A 22,068-nucleotide genomic window follows, 5' to 3' on the forward strand; every position below is an offset into this window, starting at 1 on the left:
AGAGGAGCCGTGCCATGCTCTCCACCGCATTCACCAAGACCTTCGGCGTCCGCCACCCGATCGTGCAGGGCGGCATGCAGTGGGTCGGTCGCGCCGACCTCGTCGCCGCCGTCGCCAACGCCGGCGCGCTGGGTCTGCTGACCGCACTGACCCAGCCGACCCCGGAGGACCTCGCCAAGGAGATCGCCCGCACCCGCGAACTCACCGACCAGCCCTTCGGCGTGAACCTGACGATCCTGCCGGCGATCACGCCGCCGCCGTACGAGGAGTACCGGCAGGTCATCATCGAGTCCGGCATCAAGATCGTCGAGACGGCCGGCTCCAACCCCGCGCCGCACCTCCCCGACTTCCACGCCGCCGGCGTGAAGGTCCTGCACAAGTGCACCAGCGTGCGGCACGCGATCAAGGCCCAGGACAGCGGTGTCGACGGCATCAGCATCGACGGCTTCGAATGCGCCGGCCACCCCGGCGAGGACGACATCCCCGGGCTCGTGCTCATCGCGGCCGCCGCCGAACAGATCACCATCCCGATGGTCGCGTCGGGCGGATTCGCCGACGGGCGTGGGCTGGTCGCGGCCCTCGCGCTCGGCGCCGACGGGATCAACATGGGCACCCGCTTCATGTGCACCGCCGAATCGCCGATCCACCAGAACATCAAGGAAGCGATTGTCGCCGCCAAGGAGACCGACACCGAGTTGATCTTCCGTCCGCTGCGGAACACCGCCCGCGTCGCGAGCAACACCGTCAGCCGGGAGGTCGTCGAGATCCTCGACCGCGGAGGAAAATTCGAGGACGTCCGGGAACTCGTCGCCGGTGCCCGCGGGCGCACCGTGTTCGAGAACGGCGACCCCGAGGCGGGCATCTGGACCGCAGGCACCGTCCAGGGCATCATCCACGACATCCCGACCGCCGGTGAACTCGTCGAACGCATCGTCGACGAGGCGGAAGCCCTGATCGCGGAACGCCTCGCCGGCCTGTCGGTTCCTGTCAGCGCCTGATCGTAGGAGAGAAGTCATGCAGCGCACCATCTTCGAGCAGGATCACGAGGCGTACCGGGAGACGGTGCGCGAGTTCCTCGCCCGCGAGATCGAACCGAACTACGAACAGTGGGAAGCCGACCGGCTGATCGACCGCTCGGCGTGGCTGGCCGCCGGAAAGTCGGGGATCGTCGGACTCGCCGTGCCGGAGGAGTTCGGCGGCTCCGGTGTCACCGACTTCCGATTCCGGTACGTCGTCGCCGAGGAGATCGCCCGCACCGCGACGACGTCGTTCGGTTCGGGGCTGGCGCTCCAGGACGACATCGCCATCCCGTACATCGCGAATCTCGGCACGCACGAGCAGAAGCAGCGGTGGCTGCCCGGCATGGCCGCGGGCGAACTGATCGGTGCGATCGCGATGACCGAGCCGGGCACCGGAAGCGATCTGCAGGGCATCAAGACCACCGCGGTGCGGGACGGCGACGACTGGGTGATCAACGGCCAGAAGACGTTTATCACCAACGGTATTCACTCCGATGTCGTCATCGTCGTCGCGCGCACCGACCCCAACGCCGGCTCCAGGGGTTTCTCGCTCCTGGTCGTGGAGCGGGGCATGCCCGGCTTCAGCCGGGGCCGCAAGCTGCACAAGGTCGGACTGGCCGGTCAGGACACCGCCGAGCTCGTGTTCGAGGACGTGCGGGTGCCCGCGGCGAACCTGCTCGGCGCCGAAGGTCGTGGCTTCGTCCACCTCATGGAAAACCTGCCCCTCGAACGTATTTCGATCGCAGTCAACGCAATCGCGGCCGCCAAGGCCGCCTACCGGTGGACCCGGGACTACGTGTTCGAGCGCAAGGCGTTCGGCAAGCCGATCGGCGATCTGCAGAACACCCGGTTCGCGCTGGCCGAGATGCTCACCGAGATCGAGGTGACCGAATCGCACATCGACCGTTGCGTCCTCGCCTTGAACGCAGACGAACTCACCGCCGTCGACGCGTCGAAGGGCAAGTGGTGGGCCAGTGAACTGCAGAAGCGCGTCGTCGACCGCTGCGTCCAGTTGCACGGCGGCTACGGCTACATGATGGAGTACCCCATCGGCCGCGCGTACGTCGACAGCCGGATCCAGACGATCTACGGCGGAACCACCGAGATCATGAAGGAAATCATCGGCCGCGACATCGCGGCCGGGTAGGCGGCTCCGCCGCCCGTGCGTGGTTGACGAGTCTCTGGACTCCTTAACCGCGCACGGGCGCGAAGCGCCTATCCCAGGCGGGCCTTCGCGTCGGCGTACTCACGGCTGAGGCGTTCGACGATCTGCGCCGCCGGGACTACGGCGTCGACGGCGCCGATGCCCTGCCCGGCTCCCCAGATGTCGCGCCAGGGCTTGGCTTCGGACTTCGCGGCGGTGTCCGCGTCCTCACCGACGCCGAAGTTCATGGCGGACGGGTCGGAGACGGCGAGATTGTTCGGGTCGAGTCCGGCGGCCTCGATGCTGCCGCGCAGGTAGTTGCCGTGCACGCCGGTGAACAGGTTGGAGTAGACGATGTCGGAGGCGGTGGAGTCGACGATCATCTGCTTGTAGCCCTGATCGGCGTTGGCCTCTTCGGTGGCGATGAACGCGGAGCCGACGTAGGCGAGGTCGGCGCCGGCAGCCTGCGCGGCGAGGACCGAGCGGCCGTGGGCGATGGAGCCCGACAGCAGGAGCGGTCCGTCGAACCATTCGCGGATCTCCTGGATCAGCGCGAACGGCGACAGGGTGCCCGCATGTCCGCCCGCGCCGGCGGCGACGGCGATGAGGCCGTCGGCACCCTTCTCCACGGCCTTCTTCGCGAACTTGTTGTTGATGACGTCGTGGAGGACGATGCCGCCGTAACTGTGGATGGCGTCGTTGACGTCGGCGCGGGCGCCGAGGGAGGTGATGACGATCGGGACCTCGAATTCGACGATGGTGGCGAGGTCTTCGTCGAGGCGGTCGTTGCTCTTGTGGACGATGAGGTTGACCGCGTACGGGGCCGAGGGCGTCTCGGGGTTGTTGGCGTCGTGCTTGGCGAGTTCCTCGGTGATGCGGGTGAGCCATTCGCGCAGCACGGGCTGCGGGCGGGCGTTGAGGGAGGGGAAGGACCCGACGACGCCGGAGGTGGATTGGGCGATCACCAGGTCGGGACCCGAGACGATGAACATCGGCGACGCCACCACGGGCAGGCGGAGCCGGTCTTGCAGGATGGGGGGCAGGCTCATGAATTTCTCCTTCATGCAGTGATGAGTGATGCGGTGGTGCAGGGTTTTACGACTGGGACAGCTGGGCGGCCATCCGTGGGATGAGCGCCTGCAGGCCCTTCACGGGCCGGACCATCACCTTGAACGACGTGATCTGGGCACGGTCGTTCCAGTGGATCAGGTCGATGCCGTTGACGTGGATGCCGTCGAGTTCGGTGGCGAATTCCAGGACCGCGGAACGATCGCCGTACCACTCCTCGACGTACCGGAAGCCGGTGCCGTCGAAGACGGTCAGGGCGGCGCCGAGGTAGGCCAGGACCTTCGGCTTCCCTTCCTGTGGAGTGAATACCGCGGGGGAGGAGAACACGGCGTCGTCCGCGACCAGGGCGTCGAGGGCGGCGAGGTCGCGGTGTTCGACGACGTGGTGCCAGCGGTCGACGACGCCGGGCCGGGCCGGCTGTGCGGCGGTCATCCGCGGAACGCCGGGGTCGGAAGGTCTTCGCCGAACACGTCCGGCAGGTCGTCGCGGACGCTGTCGGGGAACACGGCGGGCCGCTTCTCGAGGAACGCGGAGATGCCCTCCCGTGCGTCCGGCCCGATGCCGCGGATGTTGATGCCGCGGGTTTCGACGCGGTGCGCGATCATCGGATGCTCGGCGCCGAGCGCCCGCCACATCATCTGGCGGGACAGCGCCACGGACACCGGGGCGGAGTGCTCGGTGAGGCTCCGGGCCAGCGCGTAGGCCTCGTCGAGCAGGGACTCGCGCGGGTACAGCTTGTACACGAGGCCGGCGTCGTGGGCCTCCGTGGCGGGGAACACCCGGCCGGAGTACACCCAGTCGAGGGCCGTCTGCAGCGGGACGAGGCGCGGGAGGAACCACGTCGAGCAGGATTCGGGGACGATGCCGCGGCGGTTGAAGACGAATCCGATGCGGGCGTCGTCGGCGGCGAGACGGAAGTCGGCGGCGAGGGTCATCGTGATGCCCACGCCCACGGCGGGACCGTTGATCGCGGCGATGATCGGCTTGCGGGATTCGAACATCCGGAGCACCACCCGGCCGCCGCCGTCGCGGCGGGCGTCGGCGCCCTCGTCCTCGTCCTGCCAGTGGTCGAACGTGGCGGCACCCGCCGACAGGTCGGCGCCCGCGCAGAACGCTCGTCCGGCTCCGGTGAGCACGATCGCCCGGACCGTGTCGTCCGCGTCGAGCTGGTCGTATGCGGCGATCAGCTCGTTCTCCATCGTGGTGGTGAATGCGTTGAGCTGGTCGGGCCGGTTCAGGGTGATCGTCGCGATGCCGTCGGCGACGTCGAGTCCGATGTGATCCATCGCACCAGCATGACATCGCTACCGAACGATCGCTAGAGCGGAATCTGTGACGGGACCCACTACTCTGGTGTGGTCGTGTGACGATCGGAGCGGGGACGGAGTACCAGGGATGTGCGCTGCAAAGGTGGCCGCTACGAGCACGGGTACCGGGCGGCAGGTGATCCTCGATTCCGCGGTCGCCAACATGAACGAACGCGGCTATCACGGCACGTCCATGCGCGACATCGCGCGCGGCGCCGACATCACCGTCGCGTCGATCTACCACCACTTCGCGTCGAAGCAGGAGATCCTGCAGGACATCATGGTGCGCGCACTGCACGACGCCATCGCGATGACCCGCGGCGCGCTGCTGCGTTCGGGCGGCGCCCCCGCCGACCAGTTGCAGGCGCTGATGCGGGCGTGGGTCATGTTCCACACCACCCGGCAGCGGGACGCGATGGTCGGTGCCACCGAGATCCGCAGCCTCGACGACCCGGGCCGCCGACTCGTCGTGGCCCTCCGCGACGAACAGGAGCACCTCTTCCGCGACGTCATCGAGCGTGGTGTCGAGGAGGGCGATTTCGCGACCGAATACCCGCGGGACGCGGTTCGCGGCATCATCAACATGGGGCAGTCGGTGTGCACGTGGTGGCACGCCGACGGTCCCCTGAAACCCGAAGAACTCGCCGAGCGCTACGCCGACCTCGCCCTCGCGATGGTGAAACCGGCCGTCTGATCGCATGAAATTCGCCCGAAGACTCGACGCTCTCCAGCAGCGATATCCGGCGATGGGTTTCCCGATCGCCGTCGCGTACAAATTCCTCGACGATCAGGGCGTGTACCTCGCGGCGTTGATCGCCTACTACGGGTTCATCTCGCTGTTTCCCCTCCTGCTGCTGCTGTCCACGGTGCTCGGATTCGTGCTGTCGGGGCATCCCGAACTGCAGCAGGACATCATCGACTCGGCGCTCAGCCAGTTCCCCGTCATCGGAGCCGACCTGGCCGACCCGCACCGGATCGGCGGCGGAGTGACCGGCCTGGTGATCGGACTGGTCGGAGCCCTCTACGGCGGCCTCGGCGTGGCGCTGGCCTGCCAGAACGCCATGAACACGGCCTGGTCGGTTCCGCGCAACATGCGCCCCGACCCGATCCGCGGCCGGCTGCGGGGTCTGCTGCTGCTCGGCACGATCGGGCTCGCAATCCTGGGGACGGCCGCGGTCGCCGGGGTCGGTGCCGCGACGCACCTGTCCGGTTCGTTCACGGTGCTGCTGACGCTCGCCGCGATCGCGATCAACTCGGTGATCTTCATCCTCGCGTTCCGGCTCGCCACCGCCCGCCCGCTGTGCGTCGCCGACGTGGCCCCCGGCGCCGTGGCGGCGGCCGTGCTGTGGCAGGTGCTGCAGTCGTTCGGTGCGTACTACGTGAGCAAGGTGGTGAGCACCGCGTCCGTGACGAACGGGGTGTTCGCCGTCGTGCTGGGCCTGCTGGCGTTCCTCTTCCTCGCCGCCGCGGCCGTCGTGGTGTGCGTGGAGATCAACGTCGTCCGCGTGGACAGGCTGCATCCGCGGGCGCTGCTCGTGCCGTTCACCGACAAGGCGGAACTCGCGGTCGGCGACAAGCGGACGTTCACCGACCAGGCGAAGGCGCAACGCGCGGTCCCGCGTCAGGGAATCCACGTCACCTTCGACGAACTTTCTGGGACGATGGACGAGTCCGCACCGACGTCGAAGGAGGAGCCGTGACCGATCCGATCTTCGACAAGTCGGAACAGCTGAAGCAGGTCCAGCAGGGGATTCTGCCCGGCGAGACGATCATCGCCGTGTACGACTGCATCGGCGCGGGCACCGGCTTCCTCGCGATCACGAACCTGCGCGTCGTGATCCAGGACAAGAGCTTCGTCGGCAAGCGCACCGCGATCACGTCGATCCCGTACAAGAACATCCGGTCCGTGTCGTTCCTCAGCAACAAGTCGTGGGCCGGCCAGTTCTTCTCGTCCAGCAGCATCGCCGTCGACGTCGCCCAGACCACGTACGAGGCCGACTTCCGCGGCATGGACAAGGCGCACCACGTGCACACGGTGATCCTGCAGCACATCACGTGACGTAGATCGCTCCGGTCCGGTGTGCCGGGCCCACGTCTCACCTGCGGGCCCGGTGAGTGGAATCACGCCCGCGCGGATTGTTAATTCGCTTGCGGCCTCACCCATACTGGTACGAGCCGGATTGCCACCATCTCGGCCCGGTTCATCCTCAGGCGAGTCCACTGGACGTGCTCGCCGATCCTACGATCAGCCCGACGGGAGTCTTGCTGCCATGACGCCGCCTGCAGTTCACCTCACCGAACCTGCGGTCACCGCTCGTCCGTCTCTGCGTCCGCGGATTCCGTCACCGAGTCGGCGGGGCGCGATGCTCGCGCTTGCGCTCGGCGGGTTCGGTATCGGCACAACGGAATTCGCGTCCATGGGCCTGTTGCCGGCGATGGCTTCCGCGACGGGGGTGTCGGAGCCGGTGGCCGGGCACTTCGTGTCCGCGTACGCGCTCGGTGTCGTCGTCGGGGCGCCCGTCATCGCGGCACTGGCCGCCCGCGTGGAGCGGCGCACGCTGCTCATCGCGTTGATGGGCACGTTCGTGATCGGCAATCTCGCGACCGCGCTCGCCCCTGGATACGAAACGCTGCTCGCCGCCCGATTCCTCGCCGGGTTGCCGCACGGCGCGTACTTCGGCGTCGCAGCGCTGGTCGCCGCGCACCTCGCGGAACCGGGCAAGCGTGCCAAGGCGGTCGCGACCGTGATGATGGGTCTGTCCGTCGCCAACGTGATCGGGGTGCCCGCGACGGCGTTCTTCGGCCAGATCCTCGGCTGGCGGTCGGCGTTCGCGTTCGTGGTGCTCATCGGAATCGTGACGCTGGTGGTACTGGCGCGTCTCGTCCCGCCGCTGGCCGGGGTGCACGTGAGCAACCCGGTGGCCGAACTCGGGGCGCTGCGCCGGGGACAGGTGTGGATGACGCTGATTTTCGCGACGGTCGGGTTCGGTGGCTCGTTCGCGGTGTACACGTACATCAGTTCGACGCTCACCGACGTGTCCGGGCTGCCGCACTCGATGGTGCCGGTGGCGTTGATGCTGTTCGGTTCGGGGATGATCCTCGGCAACGTCGTGGGTGGGCGCATCGCCGACAACGCGGTGGTCCCCGGCCTGTTCGGGTGCATGATCGCCCTGATCTGCGTCCTCGCCCTGTTCGTCGTCGCCGCACACAACCCGGTGACGGCGCTGATCGTGCTGTTCTTCATCGGCATGGCGGTGACGTCGATCTTCCCTGCCGTCCAATCGCGGCTGATGGACGCGGCGGGTGACGCCAAGACGCTCGCGTCGACGCTGATCCACAGCGCGTTCAACCTCGCCAATGCGGGTGGTGCGTGGATCGGTGGCGTCGTGATCGCCGCCGGATACGGCTACACCGCCCCGGCCGCCGTCGGCGCCCTGCTCGGCGTCGCCGGACTGATCGTCCTCACGATCGCCGTCCTCCTCGACCGCCGGCGCCGGCCGGAACCGGTCGCCGGCTGACGGTTCAGGCGTGCACCCCGGCGGTATAGCGATCTCGTAGCGTGCCCTTGACGAGCTTCCCCGTGGGGGTGCGGGGGAGATCGTCGCTGAAGACGAGGTTCCGCGGGACCTTGAACCGGGCGAGCCGTCCCCGCACGTGGTCGAGGAGTGCGCCGGCCAGCGCGTCGTCCCCGATCTCTCCCGGAACGGTCTGGACGACGGCCAGCACCGATTCACCCATCTCCTCGTCCGGGATCCCGATCACCGCGACGTCGAGGACGGCCGGGTGCTCGGTGAGGGTGTTCTCGATCTCCTGCGGATAGATGTTGACGCCGCCGGAGATGATCATGAACGACTTCCGGTCGGTGAGGAACAGATACCCGTCCTCGTCGAGATAGCCGACGTCGCCGGTGGTGGTCCACGTCGGGTGCTGCGGGTGCTGGGCGTCGCGCGTCTTCTCGGGGGCGTTGTGATATTCGAACGGCAGGGTGTCCCGCTCGAAGTACAGGGTGCCGACCTCGCCCGGTGCGAGGTCGGCACCGTCGTCGCCGCAGATGTGGGCGACGCCGAGGGCGGCGCGGCCGACGGTTCCGGGCCTGTGCAGCCATTCCTCCGAGTTCACCAGGGTCATGCCGTTGAGTTCGGTGGACGAGTAGTACTCCGACAGGATCGGACCCCACCAGTCGATCATCTGCCGCTTCACGTCCACCGGACACGGGGCGGCGGCGTGCACGGCGACACGCAGGCTGGACACGTCGTACTTCTCCCGCGTCGGCGCGGGCAGTTTCAGCATGCGGACGAACATCGTGGGCACCCACTGGCTGTAGGTGACGCGGAACTCCTCGATGTACGCGAGCGCCTTCTCGGCGTCGAAGCGGTCCATCACGACGACGGTGCCGCCGAGGGCCTGCACCGACGCGCAGGTGCGGAGCGGCGCGGCGTGGTACAGCGGGGCGGGTGACAGGTAGACAGTGTCGGGCGTGACTCCCCACACCGTCGCGTTCATCCCGGTCATGGTGTCGCCCGGGTCCTGGATCTGCCGTGCGGGCAACTCCGGTTTGATGCCCTTCGGGCGGCCGGTGGTGCCGGAGGAGTACAGCATGTCCGCCCCGCGCGGCTGGTCGGGCAGCGGAACGTCGGACTCCGCGGCCGCGGCCTCGTCGAGGGAGGCGTAGCCGGGAATCGTTCCCCCGAACGCCAGTCGGTGCTCGACACGGGGGGTGAGGGCGGGAAGTTCACCGGCGACCACGTCGAGTGCTGCGTCGACGATCAGCGCCCTGGCACCGCAATCGTCGACGACGTACGCGATCTCCGGTGGCGTGAGATGCCAGTTCACCATGGTGAGGTAGAGCCCGGAACGGATGGCGGCCCAGTAGATGTCGAAGATGGCGGGGGTGTTCGTGGCCAGCACCGCGACGTGATCCCCGCGGCGCAGGCCGAGGGCGTGCAGGTGGCGGGCGATGCGGACCGAGCGGGACTCGAGTTCGGCGAAGGTGACCGTCTGCCCGGTGCCGGCCATGATCACGGCCGGCTTGTCGGGTGTGGTGGCAGCATGAGCGCCGGGATACATGGTTACTCCAATTCGTGGTGGATCTCGAGTGGTGAATCCGCCTCGGCGTCAGCCGAGCTGCTCCTGCGCGACCTTGGACCGGCGTGCCACGCCGGCCACCGAGATCAGTCCGATCACCGCCGCCACGATCACGAAGACGGCGGGGGAGAGGATGTTTCCGGTCTTCTCCACGAGCCAGACGGCGACGAACGGGGCAGTGCCACCGGCGATGACGACACCGAGGTTCCAGCCCATCGCGACACCGGTGAAGCGGACGTCCTTGTCGAACAGCAGCGGCATGAGCGTGTACGAGCCGACCTGGGCTCCGACGGTGTTGACCATGATCAGCAGATAGGCGATCGCGGCGATCCACAGGCTGTGGTGCATGACGGCCATGGCGGGGTAGGTGACGATCGCGAATCCGGCGAAGCTGATCACGGTGAACCGCAACCGTCCGATGCGGTCGGCGAGCATGCCGCCGAGCGGCATCGCGAGTGCGACGACGCCGATGACGGCGGTCGCGATCCAGTAGACCGGGGTGCGTTCGTAGCCGAGGCTCTTCATCAGATGGATGCTCATGTAGGTGAGGCCGATGTATGCGGTTCCGTTGCACGCCACACTGATTCCGACCGACTGCAGGAGGGCGAGCGGCTGACGCCGGAAGACGGCGACGACGGGCGCCTGGGCCGGCCCGGAATCGGCGTCCTCGCCGTGGGTTTCCTCGACCCGGGTGCGGGCCCACAGGCAGAGCAGCGTCAGCGGCAGCGCGAGCAGGAACGGGACCCGCCATCCCCAGCTCTCGAGTTGCACGTCGGTGGTGAACGCCGACACCGTGCCCGCGACCGCAGCGGCCATCGCGAACCCCATCGTGGAGCCGAGCGGGGTGAACGCGCCGTAGGTGGCCTTGAGATGCCGCGGCGCCGATTCGGAGATGAACGTGGCCGAGCCGCCGACCTCGCCGCCGGCCGAGAATCCCTGGACCATCCGCACGAGAACGAGCAGCACCGTGGCCCAGATCCCCGCCTGCGCGTGGGTGGGCAGGAATCCCATCGCCATGCTGCCGAGGCCCATGCAGACGAGCGTCGCGAGGAGGGCCTTCTTCCGCCCGAACCGGTCGCCGATGTGCCCGAACACGATGCCGCCGAGCGGACGCATGAGGTAGGCGGTGCCGAACACGGCGAGTGCCGACAGCAGCGCGGTGGCAGGGTCGCTGCTGGGGAAGAACAGCGGCGCCATCACGATCGCGAGGTAGCCGTACAGGCTGAAGTCGTAGTACTCGATGAGGGTGCCCACGCCGCCTGCGATCGCGGCGCGGCGCGCTCGGATGCGGTCTTCGGCTCGCCACTCGGTGGTGGCAGCAGTCCCGGTCAACTGGTCCGTCATGGGTGTCCTGACCTTTCGAGGCGGATGAGACGTGCATCACTTCCGGGAGATCATGCCAACTGAACGATCGCTTGGCAAGTTCTTCGATTTTCGGGAATCTCAGCTATTAACTGCAGAATATAGGGATATTGACTTCCGACGCCCGTTCGGCTGATGATGGGCACTGGCCGAACGAGCGTTTGGCTGAGGATCGAAGGACTTGAAAGGACGCAGCGGATGACGACGTCCCACGCCGAAGCGGACACCCACGAGGACCGGGAGGATTCGGCAGGCGTCGATCTCACCGCCCTCGCCCACTACCTCGACGGCGCGCTCGACGGCGGCGTGAGCGGCGACCTCGCTGTCTCGCTCATCAGCGGCGGCCGATCGAACCCCACCTATCGGGTCGCCGACGCCGACCGGACGTGGGTCCTGCGGCGGCCTCCGTACGGGCACGTCCTGCCGAGCGCCCACGACATGAAACGCGAGTTCACCGTGATCCGGGGGCTGGCCGGAACCGCCGTCCCGGTGCCCGAAGCGGTGCTGCTGTGCGAGGACGCGGACGTGCTCGGCGCGTCGTTCTACCTCATGGAACTGGTGGACGGCATGCCCGTCGGGACGGTCGAGCAGGCGTCCGCACTCACCCCCGGCGAGCGCCGCCGGCTCGGACTGGATCTGGCCGACACCCTGGCCGCACTCCACGACGTCGACCCGGACGCGGTCGGGCTCGGCTCGTTCGGACGCCCCGACGGCTACCTGGAACGCCAACTCGACCGCTGGTCCCGGCAATGGGAGGCCTCGCGCGCCGCCGATCGCCCCGAGGTGGCCGTACTGCTCGACAAGCTGCGCCGCGCGCTGCCCACCTCACACTTCCCGGGCATCGTCCACGGCGACGTCAAACTCGACAACGTGCTCGCGTCCCGCGGCGACGCCGGGAAGATCGTCGCCGTCCTGGACTGGGAGATGGCCACCCTCGGCGACACCCTCGCCGACGTCGGGATCATGCTGAGCTTCTGGGACCAGCCCGGAGCGGTCGACAACCCGGTGACCAAGGGCCTCGCCCGACTCGACGGATTCCCCACCCGCGCCGAACTTCTCGACCGCTACGCCACACAGCGCGGCATCGAGATCCCCGACATCGACTGGTACACGGTGTTCGCCGACTTCAAGATCGCCGTCATCCTCGAGGGCATCAACGCCCGGCACGCACAGGGCGACACCGTCGGTGGGGGTTTCGACGACGTCGGCGACATGGTCGGCCCGCTGCTGCAGCGGGCGCTCGACCTCGCCGCGGCGTCGCCTGTGTCCGAGCTTCGCCGCTGACCGCGGCACCACCGAAACAGATTGGAGCCACGGAAGTGGAATTCGAGTACAGCCCGAAAGTCGTGGAACTGCAGGCGAAGCTGACGAAGTTCATGCAGGAGCGGGTGCTGCCCGCCGAGGCGATCGCCGAGGAACAGCTCGCGTCCAAACCGGACCACTGGGGTGCGCCGCCGATCGTGGCCGACCTGAAGGCCGCCGCCAAACGCGAGGGCCTGTGGAACCTCTTCCTCCCCGCCCGCGAGGGCGCGGGCCTGACCAACCTCGAGTACGCGCCGCTCGCCGAACTCACCGGCTGGAGCCCGCTGATCGCCCCCGAGGCGGTCAACTGCAACCCGCCGGACACCGGCAACATGGAACTGCTGCACCTCTACGGCACCGACGAGCAGAAGCAGCAATGGCTCGCCCCGCTGCTCGACGGCGAATTCCGCTCGTGCTTCTCGATGACCGAACCGGACGTCGCGAGCTCGGACGCCAACAACGTCCGCCTCGAGATCGCCGACGACGGCGACAGCTGGGTGCTGACCGGACGCAAGTGGTGGTCCACCGCGGCGCTGCGCGACGACTGCCGGGTGGCGATGGTCATGGGCGTCACCGACCCCGGCGCCCCGATCGGCAACCGGCACAGCATCGTTCTCGTCCCGATGGACACGCCGGGCCTGACCATCGTCCGGTCCACCACCGTGCTCGGTTTCGCCGACCGCCACGAAGGCGGCCACGGCGAGGTCGTCTTCGACAAGGTCCGCGTCCCCAAGGCGAACCTCCTCGGTCCGCGCGGCAAGGGCTTCGCCGTCGCGCAGGCCCGGCTCGGTCCGGGGCGCATCCACCACTGCATGCGACTGATCGGGATGGCCGAACGGGCCATCGCGCTGATGACCGAACGCGCCCGCACCCGCGTCGCGTTCGGCAAGCCCCTCGCGGACGAGGGCGTCGTGCAGGCGACCGTCGCGGACGCCCGGATCCACCTCGACGCCGCCCGGCTGCTGGTGCTGCGGGCCGCCTGGCGGATGGACGTCGAGGGCACCAAGGCGGCCCGCCACGACATCGCCGCCGCCAAGGTGATGGTCCCGCTGACCGTCAAGCGGATCGTCGACGACGCGATGCAGATCTTCGGTGGCGCCGGCCTGTCGCAGGACACGATCCTGCCGGTCCTGTACGCGCAGGCCCGGTTCCTGCAGATCGCCGACGGCCCCGACCAGGTGCACCGCCGCTCGCTCGCCCGCGCCGAGTTCGCCGCCACCCCGGTCCTGAAAGAAGTCCGCGGGTGACCGAGGACAGGACGCGCGCCCGGCAGCAGAGCATCGGCGACATTCCACGTCGTTCCGCGGCGCGTTTCCCGCACAAGCTCGCCGTGGTGCACCGCGACGTCCGGCTCACGTTCGCCGAATTCGACGCCGTGATCGACCGGGTCGCGGCGGCCCTGCACGCCGAGGGGCTGACGCGGGGCGACCGGCTGGCGTTGCTGTCGCACAACTGCTGGCAGTACCCGGTGCTGAACTTCGCGACCGCCCGGCTCGGGGTGGTCCTCGTCCCGATCAACTTCATGCTCACCGGCGGGGAGATCGGGTACATCCTCGACGACTGCGCCGCCGACGCGTTCGTCGTCGAGGACGCGCTGGTGCCCGTCGCCGAGACGGCGCTCACGGAGTCGAAGGGAAGCGTCCGGGTGCGGGCGGCGATCCCGCTGGCCGGGGCGGGGGTTCCGGACGGGTGGGTCTCGATGGCCGGTTGGACGGACGGCGAATTCGCCTCGCCACCCGAGGTGTTCGTGCCGGACGACGACGTGGTCCGCATCATGTACACGTCGGGCACCGAATCACGGCCGAAAGGCGCGATGCTCACCAGCCGGTCCCTGATGTGGCAGTACATCAGTTGCATCGTCACCGGCGGTATGAGCAGCGACGACGTGGAGGTGCACGCACTGCCGCTGTACCACTGTGCCCAGCTCGACAACTTCCTCAGCACCGACATCTATCTCGGCGCGACGAGCATCATCGTCGACGGACCCGACCCCCGGGTGCTGCTGCGCACCATCGAGACCGAGCGGGTGACCAACCTGTTCTGCCCGCCGACGGTGTGGATCTCGCTGCTGCAGTCGCCCGACTTCGAGCACACCGACCTGCGGTCGCTGCGCAAGGGCTACTACGGGGCGTCGCCGCTGCCGCTGGAGATCCTGCGGGAGATGAACCGCCGATTGCCGGGCATCCGGTTGTGGAACTTCTACGGGCAGACGGAGATGGCGTCGCTCGCGACGGCTCTCGGGCCGGAAGATCAAGAGACACGCGGCGGTTCGGCGGGGAAGCCCGCTCTCAACGTGGAGACGCGGATCGTGGACGACCGCAACCTGCCGCTCCCCGCGGGCGAGGTCGGCGAGATCGTGCACCGCAGCCCGCACGCCACCGTCGGCTATCTCGGGCAACCCGAGAAGACCGCGGAAGCGTTCGCGGGCGGCTGGTTTCACTCCGGCGACCTCGGCTACCTCGACGAGGACGGATACCTCTGGGTGGTCGACCGCAAGAAGGACATGATCAAGACCGGCGGCGAGAACGTCGCCACCCGCGAGGTCGAGGAAACGCTGTACGAACTCGACGGCGTCGGTGAGGCCGCCGTGTTCGCGGTGCCGCACCCCCGGTGGATCGAAGCGGTCGCCGCCGTCGTGGTTCCGTCCGCCGGCGTCGAACTCGACGAGAAAGACGTCGTCGAGCACTGCCGCGCCCGGCTCGCCGGCTACAAAGTGCCCAAATACGTGATCGTCGCCGACTCCCTACCGAAGAACCCGAGCGGCAAGATCCTCAAACGCGTCCTCCGAGACACTTTCGGTTCCATTGCCCAAGACTGAGCAGGAGACCCCCATGCCCACCGCCTCGCATGCGGTCCCGCCGAAGCCGCGCGCGGCCCGCGCGTCCTTCGCCGCCGCCATCTCGACGTCGCTCGAGTGGTACGACTTCTTCATCTACGCCACCGCGGCCGCACTCGTCTTCAACACCACTTTCTTCGCGACCGACAGTCAGGTCGTCGCCGCCCTCAATTCATTCGCCACCGTGGCGGTCGGGTTCATCGCCCGGCCCATCGGCGGTGTGCTCGCCGGCCACTTCGGCGACAAGGTGGGCCGCAAACCCGTTCTCGTCGCCGCCATCGTGATGATGGCCGTCGCCACCTCACTGATCGGTCTCGTGCCGAACACCCAGCTCGTCTGGCTCGCGCCCACGATTCTCGTGACCCTGCGGATCTGCCAGGGCCTCGCTGTCGGGGCGCAATGGGGCGGCGCCGTCCTCCTCGCCACCGAAAACGCCCCCGCGGGACGTCGCGGGTTCTACGGCAGCTTCGCGCAACTCGGCGTGCCCATCGGCGTCGTCCTCGGAAACGTCGTCTTCCTCGCCATCACAGCGGCATTCGACTCCGAGTCGTTCCTCGCCTGGGCGTGGCGCATCCCGTTCTGGATCAGCCTCGTGATGCTCCCGGTCGCGTTCCTGATCCACCGCTACCTGGAGGAGACACCCGAGTTCCAGGAGCTGTCGAAGAAGCTGGCCGAGGCGCCGGCGGCACGAAAGTCGCCGATCCTGCAGGTGCTGCGCAAGAACCCCGGCACCGTCCTCACCGCAGCCGGAGCGAACGCCATCGGCGTCATCTTCTTCTACACGATGATCACCGGCTCCGTGCAGTTCGCCACCACGTACCTCGGGATCGAACGATCCACCGTCCTCGGGTTCATCCTCGCCGCCTGCGTCCTGATGATTCCGCTGGTCCCGTTGGCCGGATACCTCTCCGACCTCTACGGCCGGAAGCTGATCTTCGGCATCGGCACCGCCGGGATGCTGCTGTGGGGAATTCCGATGTGGCTGATGATCGGACACTCGAGCCAGGGCGAACTGTGGCCGTTCGCGCTGGCCGTCTTCGGCGCCGTGATCGTCATGTCGTTCCAGACCGGAACGCAGGGAACGCTGTTCGCGGAACTGTTCCCGCCCGAGATCCGATTCTCCGGAGCGTCCCTCGGCTATCAGATCTCCGCCATCATCGGTGGCTTCTCCCCGATGGTCATGGTGCTGCTCATCAACGGCGACGCCTCCAACGCGTGGCGGGTCGGGGCCTTCCTCGCCGGCGCCGGAATCGTCGGGCTGCTCTGCCTCGTCGCGATCGTGCGGAAGTACTCGTCGCCGGACGTCCAGCAGTCGGCTGCCCGCCGGTCCACCGTCGCAGCCTGAGGTGACGTGAGTGGCAAAGTGTGGTCGGGCACGCTTTGCCACTCACCTGGGGATCGGAGGCGAACATGGGTACCGGATCCTGGAGGGACGTGCTGTCCCGCTCGCAGATGCACGGCATCCTCGAGGTCCTCGAATCGTGCTGCGACGTCGACGACCCCGCCGACTACAAGCGGACCGTCGTGGAATCCATTGCGACGGTGTTCCGGGTCCGCGACGTCACGTTCTTCTTCGGACCGACATTTGCCGACATCTTCGCCGACCCCGCTCCGCTGCTGACGGGTGCCGCCTCCCCGCTGCTGCACGAGTATCACGCCCGCTGGCGCGACAAGGACATCTTCGCGCTCCCCGAGGCGCGCCGCTCGCTGACCGATACCGGGTTCATTTCCCTGGACCACCTGCATGCGCTGCCCGCGCCGCAACGCTCCTACGTCGAGGACTACCTGCACCCACACGGGATGGGAACGGCGTCGGCGCTGCACCTCCGGCTCGCCGACGGCGAAGCTCTGGTGGGCATGTTCGATCGGGAACGGAGCTGGGATGCGGGTGAGACTCTGGCAGTGCAGTTTCTTGCTCGCCAACTCCGCGCCCAGAGCAGGTCGATACGGCTGGCGGGGGACGACGGAACCGTCGACCAACTGAGCAGTTTGACCCCGCGCCAGATGCAGGTGGCCGAATTGGTGAGCGACGGTTTGAGCAACAACGAGATCGCCGGAGTGCTCTCGCTGTCCGAATTCACCGTCAAGAAGTATGTGAGCCGAATCTTCGAGTCCACCGGTCTGAAGAACCGGGCGTCACTGACCGCGTGCGTACTCCGGCGAGGACCTACGGTGTGAGCGGCGAATAGGCGATGACGGTCAGCCCGTGGGGTGACCGAAGCATCACACGGCACTCGTGATCGCCGACGGTCGGTTCGCCCACATCCCATCCCGCGTCCCGTGCGAGCGTCGCGGCCGCGGTGACGTCGTGCGTCTTCCCCATCAGGCACCAGGGCGGCACGTCCGTCTCGTCGGACAGGCACAGGGTCGTGAACTTCGCCCACGCACGCCCGTCGCTGAACGCAGCGGGGCCGAGGACCTCGGTGAGGTCGTCGAATGCCTCCGCCCAGTGCGGGGTGGAATGCATCACCGACAGCTTCTCGAATACGTGACTCAGCGGGACGCGTTCCATGGTTTCTCCTGACGTGTCAGTGGCGGGTGACGAGATGTGCGTGGGTGAGGTTGTGGCCGAGCCGATCCCGCTTCGATGCGAGATACCGGGTGTTGTGATCGTTCGGCGCGATCTCGAGCGGCGTGGTGCCCGCGACGGTGATGCCGGCCGCGGCAAGCCCGGCGGTCTTGGCCGGGTTGTTGCTGAGCAGATCGATGCGGTCGACGCGCAGGTCGCGGAGAATGGCCGCGGCATCGGCGTAGTCGCGGGCGTCGACGGGCAACCCGAGTTGCAGGTTGGCGTCGACGGTGTCGAGGCCCAACCGGTCCTGGAGTTGGTACGCGGCGATCTTCGCGGCCAGCCCGATGCCGCGGCCTTCGTGCCCCCGCAGGTACAGCAGCACCCCGGCGCCGGCGTCGGCGATACGCTCCAGCGCGGCGGACAGTTGCGGGCCGCAGTCGCAGCGCCGCGATCCGAGGACGTCGCCGGTGAGGCACTCGCTGTGGACGCGGGTCAGCGCGGTGCCGACGGTCGGATCGCCGAACACTATGGCCAGGTGCTCGATCCCGGTGGCCGAGCGGTAGGCGATCGCGGTGAACGCGCCGTGATCGGTGGGGACGACGGCGTCGGCGCAGCGGACGACGCAGGGAATAGGTTCGACCGCAGTCATGCCGGGCTCGCGGGGGTGAGCTGGTGGAACGTGGACGTGTAGAACAGCAGCGGGTCGGGGGTGTCGGTGGCGCCGAGTTCGACGACACGGCCGACGACGAGGTCGTGGTCGCCGACAGCTTGGACGAGGTCGATGTGGCAGTCGACCCAGGCGTGCGCGCCGGTGAGGCGGGGAGAACCGGTGGTGGCGGGGGTCCAGTCGATTCCGTGGAATTTGTCGGTGCCGCTGCGGGCGAAGGCGCGGCCGAGTTCGTGTTGGTCGGCGGCGAGGATGTTGGCGCAGAAGCGGCCGGAGGCGGCGACCTTGGGGAAGGTGGTGGAATGCCGGCCGACGAAGAAGGCGACGAGGGCGGGGTCGAGGGAGACGGAGCTGAAGGAGCCGACGGTCAGTCCGACGGGGTTGCCGGTGTCGTCGAGTGCGGTGACGGCGACGACGCCGGTGCAGAATTTTCCGAGGACGGTGCGGTAGGCGTCCGCGATGTCTTCGGGGGTGGTGGCGGTGATGTGCGGTGAGGTGGGGGTTCGCATCGGTACCTTCTTCGGTGCTGAATGTTCGGAGTCCGCCGGACGGAAGCGGACTCCGAACAAGGTCTATCCGCGGACGGACGGATTCGAGACGAGGATCGACAACTCGTCGAGCGCAGCGCGATAGATCGATTCGATCGCCGTCGCCAACTCCGACTCGACCTCCGCCGAGTCCGCGGCGAACGTCGCGGCCCACTCCACGGTGCAGGACTCCGACGACGTGCCGAGCACGGAGATGGTGGGCCGGTAGTGCGTCAACGGCAATGGGCCGTCGATGTACTCGTAGGTGTACCGGCGTTCGCTGTCACTGTGCTCGGCGATCCGCTCACGGGCGGGCTGACCGTCGGCGAAGACGATGTGGCGGATCCCCTGCTCCATCCGGGCGGCCGCGACTGACGGAATCCATTCGGCGATGGTTCCCGGGTCGCCGACGCGGTCCCAGATCGTGTCGGCACCGACGGGGAACTGCTTCTGAATGCTGATCTCGGCCATCGCCCTACACCCGTCCCAGCTCGGCCTCGTACTTCTTCGTCATGTGCGCGACGGCCTTCCTGTGTTCGTCCGCCTGCCCCTCCCGCACCCGGCGGGCACGCTCGTCCGCGTCGAGCAGCGGCTGCGCCTGGCCCTGGAAGAACGGCATGACGTCCTGGGCGAACAGCTCGTACGATCGCGCGGTGGCCTGCGGGTTGGCCCAATCATGACCCTGCAGAAGCAGAGTGCCGAAGCCGCCCGACTGATCGACGAGACGCTGGACCTGTGCGCGGGCCTCCTCCGCGGTGCCGATGACGCCGATGCCGGAGTTGTTGATGAAGTCGATCATCTCGCGCTTGTTCTCGCCCTCGACCGCCATCTGCGGGAACGCGGCAACGTGCTGCAGGTACTTGAACCAGTGTTCGATGCCGTGCTCGACATCGCGGTAGGCCTGCTCCCGCGTTTCGGCGATGTGGAAGGGACCCACCAGCCGCCACTTCGAGCGATCGACGTCCTCGCTCCGGCCCGCGAGCGTCGCGAATTCCTCGAGCATTCCCCAATGATGTTGCAGAGCACTGAATCCGTCGGCGGTCAGTGTCGCGGCGATCGACAGCAGCCCGATTCCGTGGTGGCCGGCCAGTCGCGCTCCCGTCGGGGAGGCGATCGCGGCGACGACCACGTCGAAGAGGGGAGAGGAGTACGGCGCCATCTGAATGCACGCGTCGACGAGCGTATGGGTCCGCGTTTTCGCGCTCACCGTCTCACCCCGCAGCAGGCGCATGATGATGTCGGTGTTCTCCGCGAGCAATTCGCGGGTGTCGATCTGCGACAGACCGAGCATCGCCGCATCGGTCGGCAGGGACCCGGGACCGAGGCCGAACAGGACGCGACCGTGGGTCAGGTGGTCGAGCATCACCATCCGCTCCGCCGCCCACAGCGGATTGTGGTACGACACCGACGTCACCCCCGTTCCCAGCTTGATGCGGCTGGTCCGTTCGCCGGCGGCGGCGATCATGATTTCCGGGGACGCGTAGATTTCGGAGCCCGCCGAATGATGTTCCCCGAACCAGGCCTCGTCGTAGCCCAGCCTCTCGAGCAACTGAACCAACTCCAGGTCGCGCTGCAACAACAGCGTCGGATTCTGACCCGGTGTGTGGATCGGCGCCAGAAACGTTCCGAACTTCAGCCTGCTCATGATCACTCCTGTGTGACGGGGGCAACAGTGAGTGAAACGCTATGGCCGCGAGTACATCGCGTGTAGTCCTCTAAAGGAGACACTTCGCGCCGAGCACCGGATCAGCGGGACAGCTTGCGCTGCCTCGCATAGGCCAGGCCGACGAGTGCGCGCAGTGCCTGCGGTGCCCGCTTCGCGGTCCGCAGGATGGCCTGGTCGATCATGCTCAGCTTCGGTGTGAGTCGCGGGACGGTCCGGGGCGCGTGGTCGGCGTCGGTGAGGGAGTACAAGGGCCATCGGCCCGGCACGCCCTTGAGTTCGCGTTCACCGACAGCGGCGAACCGCAGTCCCGACCCCACCACGAGGTCGCGCACGGTCCGCGACACCAGCACCTCCCCGGCTCCGGCCGCGGAACCGATGCGCGCGCCGACGTGGACGGTCATCCCGCTGACGTCGGGTCCGTTCCGCTCCACCTGTCCGGTGTGGACGCCGGCCCGCACCTCGAGGCCGAGGGTGCAGGCGTCGTCGACGACGCCCCGCGCGCACCGGACCGCCGCGGCGGGGCCGTCGAAGATACTGAACGTGCCGTCGCCCGCCACGTTGAGGAGACGTCCGCCCGCGTTCTCCACCGCGTCGCGGACCTGCCGTTCGTGGGTGGCGCGCAGGTCGCGGTAGGCGGCGTCGCCGATCCGGGCGAGCATCTCCGTCGACCCGACGACATCGGTGAACAGCACGGACGCGACGAACTGTCCGGCGTCCGGTGTCGGGTGCCCGCCGGTCGCGACTTGCTCGACGTGATCGATGATCGGCTTCCACGCCTCACCGAGCGACGCGCCGGACGGCGCAGGCGGCAGCAGATGGAAGGTGCCGCCGGGAATATGGGTGGCGACGTACTGGGAGGCCGTCGCGGGGACGGGACTACCGGAGACGAGCACAACCCGGGCCGGGCACTGGATCGACGGCAGAATGTCCGAGTAGTCGAGGCGGAAGATCCACTCCATGTGGGCGCGCGCGACGGCCGGTGCCGCGGAGTTTCGCTCGAGCATCGCCATCAGCCGCCGGTTGAACGGGGAATCCTCGAGGGGATCCCACAGCGGCACGGTCGCGCCCGACCCCCACGACTCCGTGGCCGCGCGCCATGCGGAGACGAACTGGTCCCGCTCGGTGGCCGTCCAGCCGTCCGGATCGTGGTCGCCGCCGATCAGCCGCTCGGCGAACGGCTGGATCAGCACCACCCCGGTGACCCGCTCCGGCGACCGCGCCGCCACGAGTGCCACGGCACCGCTTGCGCTGGCCACACCCACCAGCATTGCCTCACGCATCCCGATCTCGTCCATCACCGCGACGATGTCGTCGGCCTGCTCCTCGAGTGTCGGCAGGTGGTCAACCGGTTCGGACAGTCCCAGCCCCCGCTGCTGGAAATACGCGGTGCGGGCGAACGTGCTGCCGCGTTCCATGAGGTAGTGGATCTGCGGGTCGGTCCACATCAGGTCGAGGTGCATGTTGATCTCGAACAGCCACACGACGTCCAGCGCGCCGCCGCCCACCACCTGATACGCCAGCGCGTGTCCGTCCCGCTGGATGTACTGGACGACCGGTGGGTCCATTTTCCCAG

The 22,068-nt window shown here is 68.1% G+C and carries 22 protein-coding genes; 11 read left to right on the plus strand and 11 right to left on the minus strand.

Going from position 1 to position 22,068, the window contains the following annotated elements; genetic code table 11:
• Nucleotides 1-14: 14 nt before the first annotated feature.
• Nucleotides 15-998 (plus strand): NAD(P)H-dependent flavin oxidoreductase, encoded by a 984-nt coding sequence (locus JWS14_RS21645; protein WP_072949225.1) that lies wholly within the window; start codon nt 15-17, stop codon nt 996-998.
• A 16-nt stretch (nt 999-1,014) separates the two neighbouring features.
• On the plus strand, nt 1,015-2,166 hold the full coding sequence (locus JWS14_RS21650) for an acyl-CoA dehydrogenase family protein (RefSeq protein WP_206014327.1): 1,152 nt from the start codon (nt 1,015-1,017) through the stop codon (nt 2,164-2,166).
• Nucleotides 2,167-2,234: 68 nt separating this feature from the next.
• Here JWS14_RS21650 and JWS14_RS21655 read toward each other — a convergent pair whose 3' ends face one another.
• The 3 genes from JWS14_RS21655 to JWS14_RS21665 are packed head-to-tail and all read right to left on the minus strand — an operon-like array spanning nt 2,235 to nt 4,517.
• Nucleotides 2,235-3,212, minus strand: a complete 978-nt coding sequence (locus JWS14_RS21655; protein ID WP_072949258.1) for an NAD(P)H-dependent flavin oxidoreductase — start codon at nt 3,210-3,212, stop codon at nt 2,235-2,237.
• Nucleotides 3,213-3,258: 46 nt separating this feature from the next.
• Nucleotides 3,259-3,663, minus strand: a complete 405-nt coding sequence (locus JWS14_RS21660; protein ID WP_206014328.1) for a nuclear transport factor 2 family protein — start codon at nt 3,661-3,663, stop codon at nt 3,259-3,261.
• Nucleotides 3,660-4,517, minus strand: a complete 858-nt coding sequence (locus JWS14_RS21665) for a crotonase/enoyl-CoA hydratase family protein (RefSeq protein WP_095862774.1) — start codon at nt 4,515-4,517, stop codon at nt 3,660-3,662. The genes JWS14_RS21660 and JWS14_RS21665 overlap by 4 nt, the downstream gene beginning before the upstream one ends.
• Nucleotides 4,518-4,626: 109 nt before the next feature.
• On the opposite strand from JWS14_RS21665, the gene JWS14_RS21670 reads away from it, so the two are divergent.
• The 4 genes from JWS14_RS21670 (at nt 4,627) to JWS14_RS21685 (ending at nt 8,056) form a co-directional block, all read left to right on the plus strand.
• A complete protein-coding gene (locus JWS14_RS21670; protein ID WP_072949220.1) occupies nt 4,627-5,232 on the plus strand; it encodes a TetR/AcrR family transcriptional regulator in 606 nt (201 codons plus the stop codon).
• 4 nt (nt 5,233-5,236) lie between these two features.
• Nucleotides 5,237-6,238: a YihY/virulence factor BrkB family protein gene (locus JWS14_RS21675; RefSeq protein WP_206014329.1), complete on the plus strand. Its 1,002-nt coding sequence runs from the start codon at nt 5,237-5,239 to the stop codon at nt 6,236-6,238.
• The gene (locus JWS14_RS21680; RefSeq protein ID WP_087561913.1) at nt 6,235-6,597 is read left to right on the plus strand and encodes a PH domain-containing protein; all 363 of its coding nucleotides are present in this window, start codon (nt 6,235-6,237) and stop codon (nt 6,595-6,597) included. Before JWS14_RS21675 ends, JWS14_RS21680 begins: the two co-directional genes overlap by 4 nt.
• A 211-nt stretch (nt 6,598-6,808) precedes the next feature.
• Nucleotides 6,809-8,056, plus strand: coding sequence for an MFS transporter (locus JWS14_RS21685; RefSeq protein WP_241031435.1), 1,248 nt, complete (start codon nt 6,809-6,811; stop codon nt 8,054-8,056).
• A gap of 4 nt (nt 8,057-8,060) precedes the next feature.
• Here the strand turns inward: JWS14_RS21685 and JWS14_RS21690 are convergent, their stop codons facing one another.
• Both JWS14_RS21690 and JWS14_RS21695 read right to left on the minus strand, forming a co-directional pair.
• Nucleotides 8,061-9,605 (minus strand): acyl-CoA synthetase, encoded by a 1,545-nt coding sequence (locus JWS14_RS21690; RefSeq protein WP_206014330.1) that lies wholly within the window; start codon nt 9,603-9,605, stop codon nt 8,061-8,063.
• Between the two features lie 48 nt (nt 9,606-9,653).
• Nucleotides 9,654-10,967: an MFS transporter gene (locus tag JWS14_RS21695; protein ID WP_206014331.1), complete on the minus strand. Its 1,314-nt coding sequence runs from the start codon at nt 10,965-10,967 to the stop codon at nt 9,654-9,656.
• Nucleotides 10,968-11,183: 216 nt separating this feature from the next.
• Between JWS14_RS21695 and JWS14_RS21700 the strand changes: the two genes are divergently transcribed.
• The 5 genes from JWS14_RS21700 to JWS14_RS21720 all read left to right on the plus strand — a co-directional run bounded on the left by JWS14_RS21700 (nt 11,184) and on the right by JWS14_RS21720 (nt 17,301).
• Nucleotides 11,184-12,269 carry a phosphotransferase family protein gene (locus JWS14_RS21700; RefSeq protein ID WP_206014332.1) on the plus strand — a complete coding sequence of 362 codons (1,086 nt, stop codon included), beginning with the start codon at nt 11,184-11,186 and terminating at the stop codon, nt 12,267-12,269.
• Between the two features lie 35 nt (nt 12,270-12,304).
• Nucleotides 12,305-13,534, plus strand: coding sequence for an acyl-CoA dehydrogenase family protein (locus tag JWS14_RS21705; RefSeq protein ID WP_072949208.1), 1,230 nt, complete (start codon nt 12,305-12,307; stop codon nt 13,532-13,534).
• Nucleotides 13,531-15,105 (plus strand): acyl-CoA synthetase, encoded by a 1,575-nt coding sequence (locus tag JWS14_RS21710; protein WP_206014333.1) that lies wholly within the window; start codon nt 13,531-13,533, stop codon nt 15,103-15,105. Before JWS14_RS21705 ends, JWS14_RS21710 begins: the two co-directional genes overlap by 4 nt.
• 13 nt (nt 15,106-15,118) lie before the next feature.
• Nucleotides 15,119-16,468, plus strand: a complete 1,350-nt coding sequence (locus JWS14_RS21715; RefSeq protein WP_206014334.1) for an MFS transporter — start codon at nt 15,119-15,121, stop codon at nt 16,466-16,468.
• 65 nt (nt 16,469-16,533) lie between these two features.
• Nucleotides 16,534-17,301: a helix-turn-helix transcriptional regulator gene (locus tag JWS14_RS21720; protein WP_206014335.1), complete on the plus strand. Its 768-nt coding sequence runs from the start codon at nt 16,534-16,536 to the stop codon at nt 17,299-17,301.
• Here JWS14_RS21720 and JWS14_RS21725 read toward each other — a convergent pair.
• The 6 genes from JWS14_RS21725 to JWS14_RS21750 form a co-directional block, all read right to left on the minus strand.
• Nucleotides 17,291-17,635 carry a hypothetical protein gene (locus JWS14_RS21725; protein ID WP_072949200.1) on the minus strand — a complete coding sequence of 115 codons (345 nt, stop codon included), beginning with the start codon at nt 17,633-17,635 and terminating at the stop codon, nt 17,291-17,293. The two genes, JWS14_RS21720 and JWS14_RS21725, sit on opposite strands and share 11 nt — an antisense overlap.
• 16 nt (nt 17,636-17,651) lie before the next feature.
• The gene (locus tag JWS14_RS21730) at nt 17,652-18,284 is read right to left on the minus strand and encodes a GTP cyclohydrolase II (RefSeq protein WP_072949198.1); all 633 of its coding nucleotides are present in this window, start codon (nt 18,282-18,284) and stop codon (nt 17,652-17,654) included.
• Nucleotides 18,281-18,811 carry a flavin reductase family protein gene (locus JWS14_RS21735; protein ID WP_072949196.1) on the minus strand — a complete coding sequence of 177 codons (531 nt, stop codon included), beginning with the start codon at nt 18,809-18,811 and terminating at the stop codon, nt 18,281-18,283. The genes JWS14_RS21730 and JWS14_RS21735 overlap by 4 nt, the downstream gene beginning before the upstream one ends.
• 63 nt (nt 18,812-18,874) lie before the next feature.
• Complete coding sequence (locus JWS14_RS21740; protein ID WP_206014336.1) at nt 18,875-19,300, minus strand: SRPBCC family protein; 426 nt, start codon at nt 19,298-19,300, stop codon at nt 18,875-18,877.
• Nucleotides 19,301-19,304: 4 nt separating this feature from the next.
• Nucleotides 19,305-20,474, minus strand: a complete 1,170-nt coding sequence (locus JWS14_RS21745) for an LLM class flavin-dependent oxidoreductase (RefSeq protein ID WP_072949192.1) — start codon at nt 20,472-20,474, stop codon at nt 19,305-19,307.
• A 101-nt stretch (nt 20,475-20,575) separates the two neighbouring features.
• Nucleotides 20,576-22,060, minus strand: a complete 1,485-nt coding sequence (locus JWS14_RS21750; protein ID WP_206014337.1) for an adenylate/guanylate cyclase domain-containing protein — start codon at nt 22,058-22,060, stop codon at nt 20,576-20,578.
• Nucleotides 22,061-22,068 lie beyond the last annotated feature (8 nt).

The sequence above is a fragment of the Rhodococcus koreensis genome, assembly GCF_017068375.1.
GTDB lineage: Bacteria > Actinomycetota > Actinomycetes > Mycobacteriales > Mycobacteriaceae > Rhodococcus_F > Rhodococcus_F koreensis.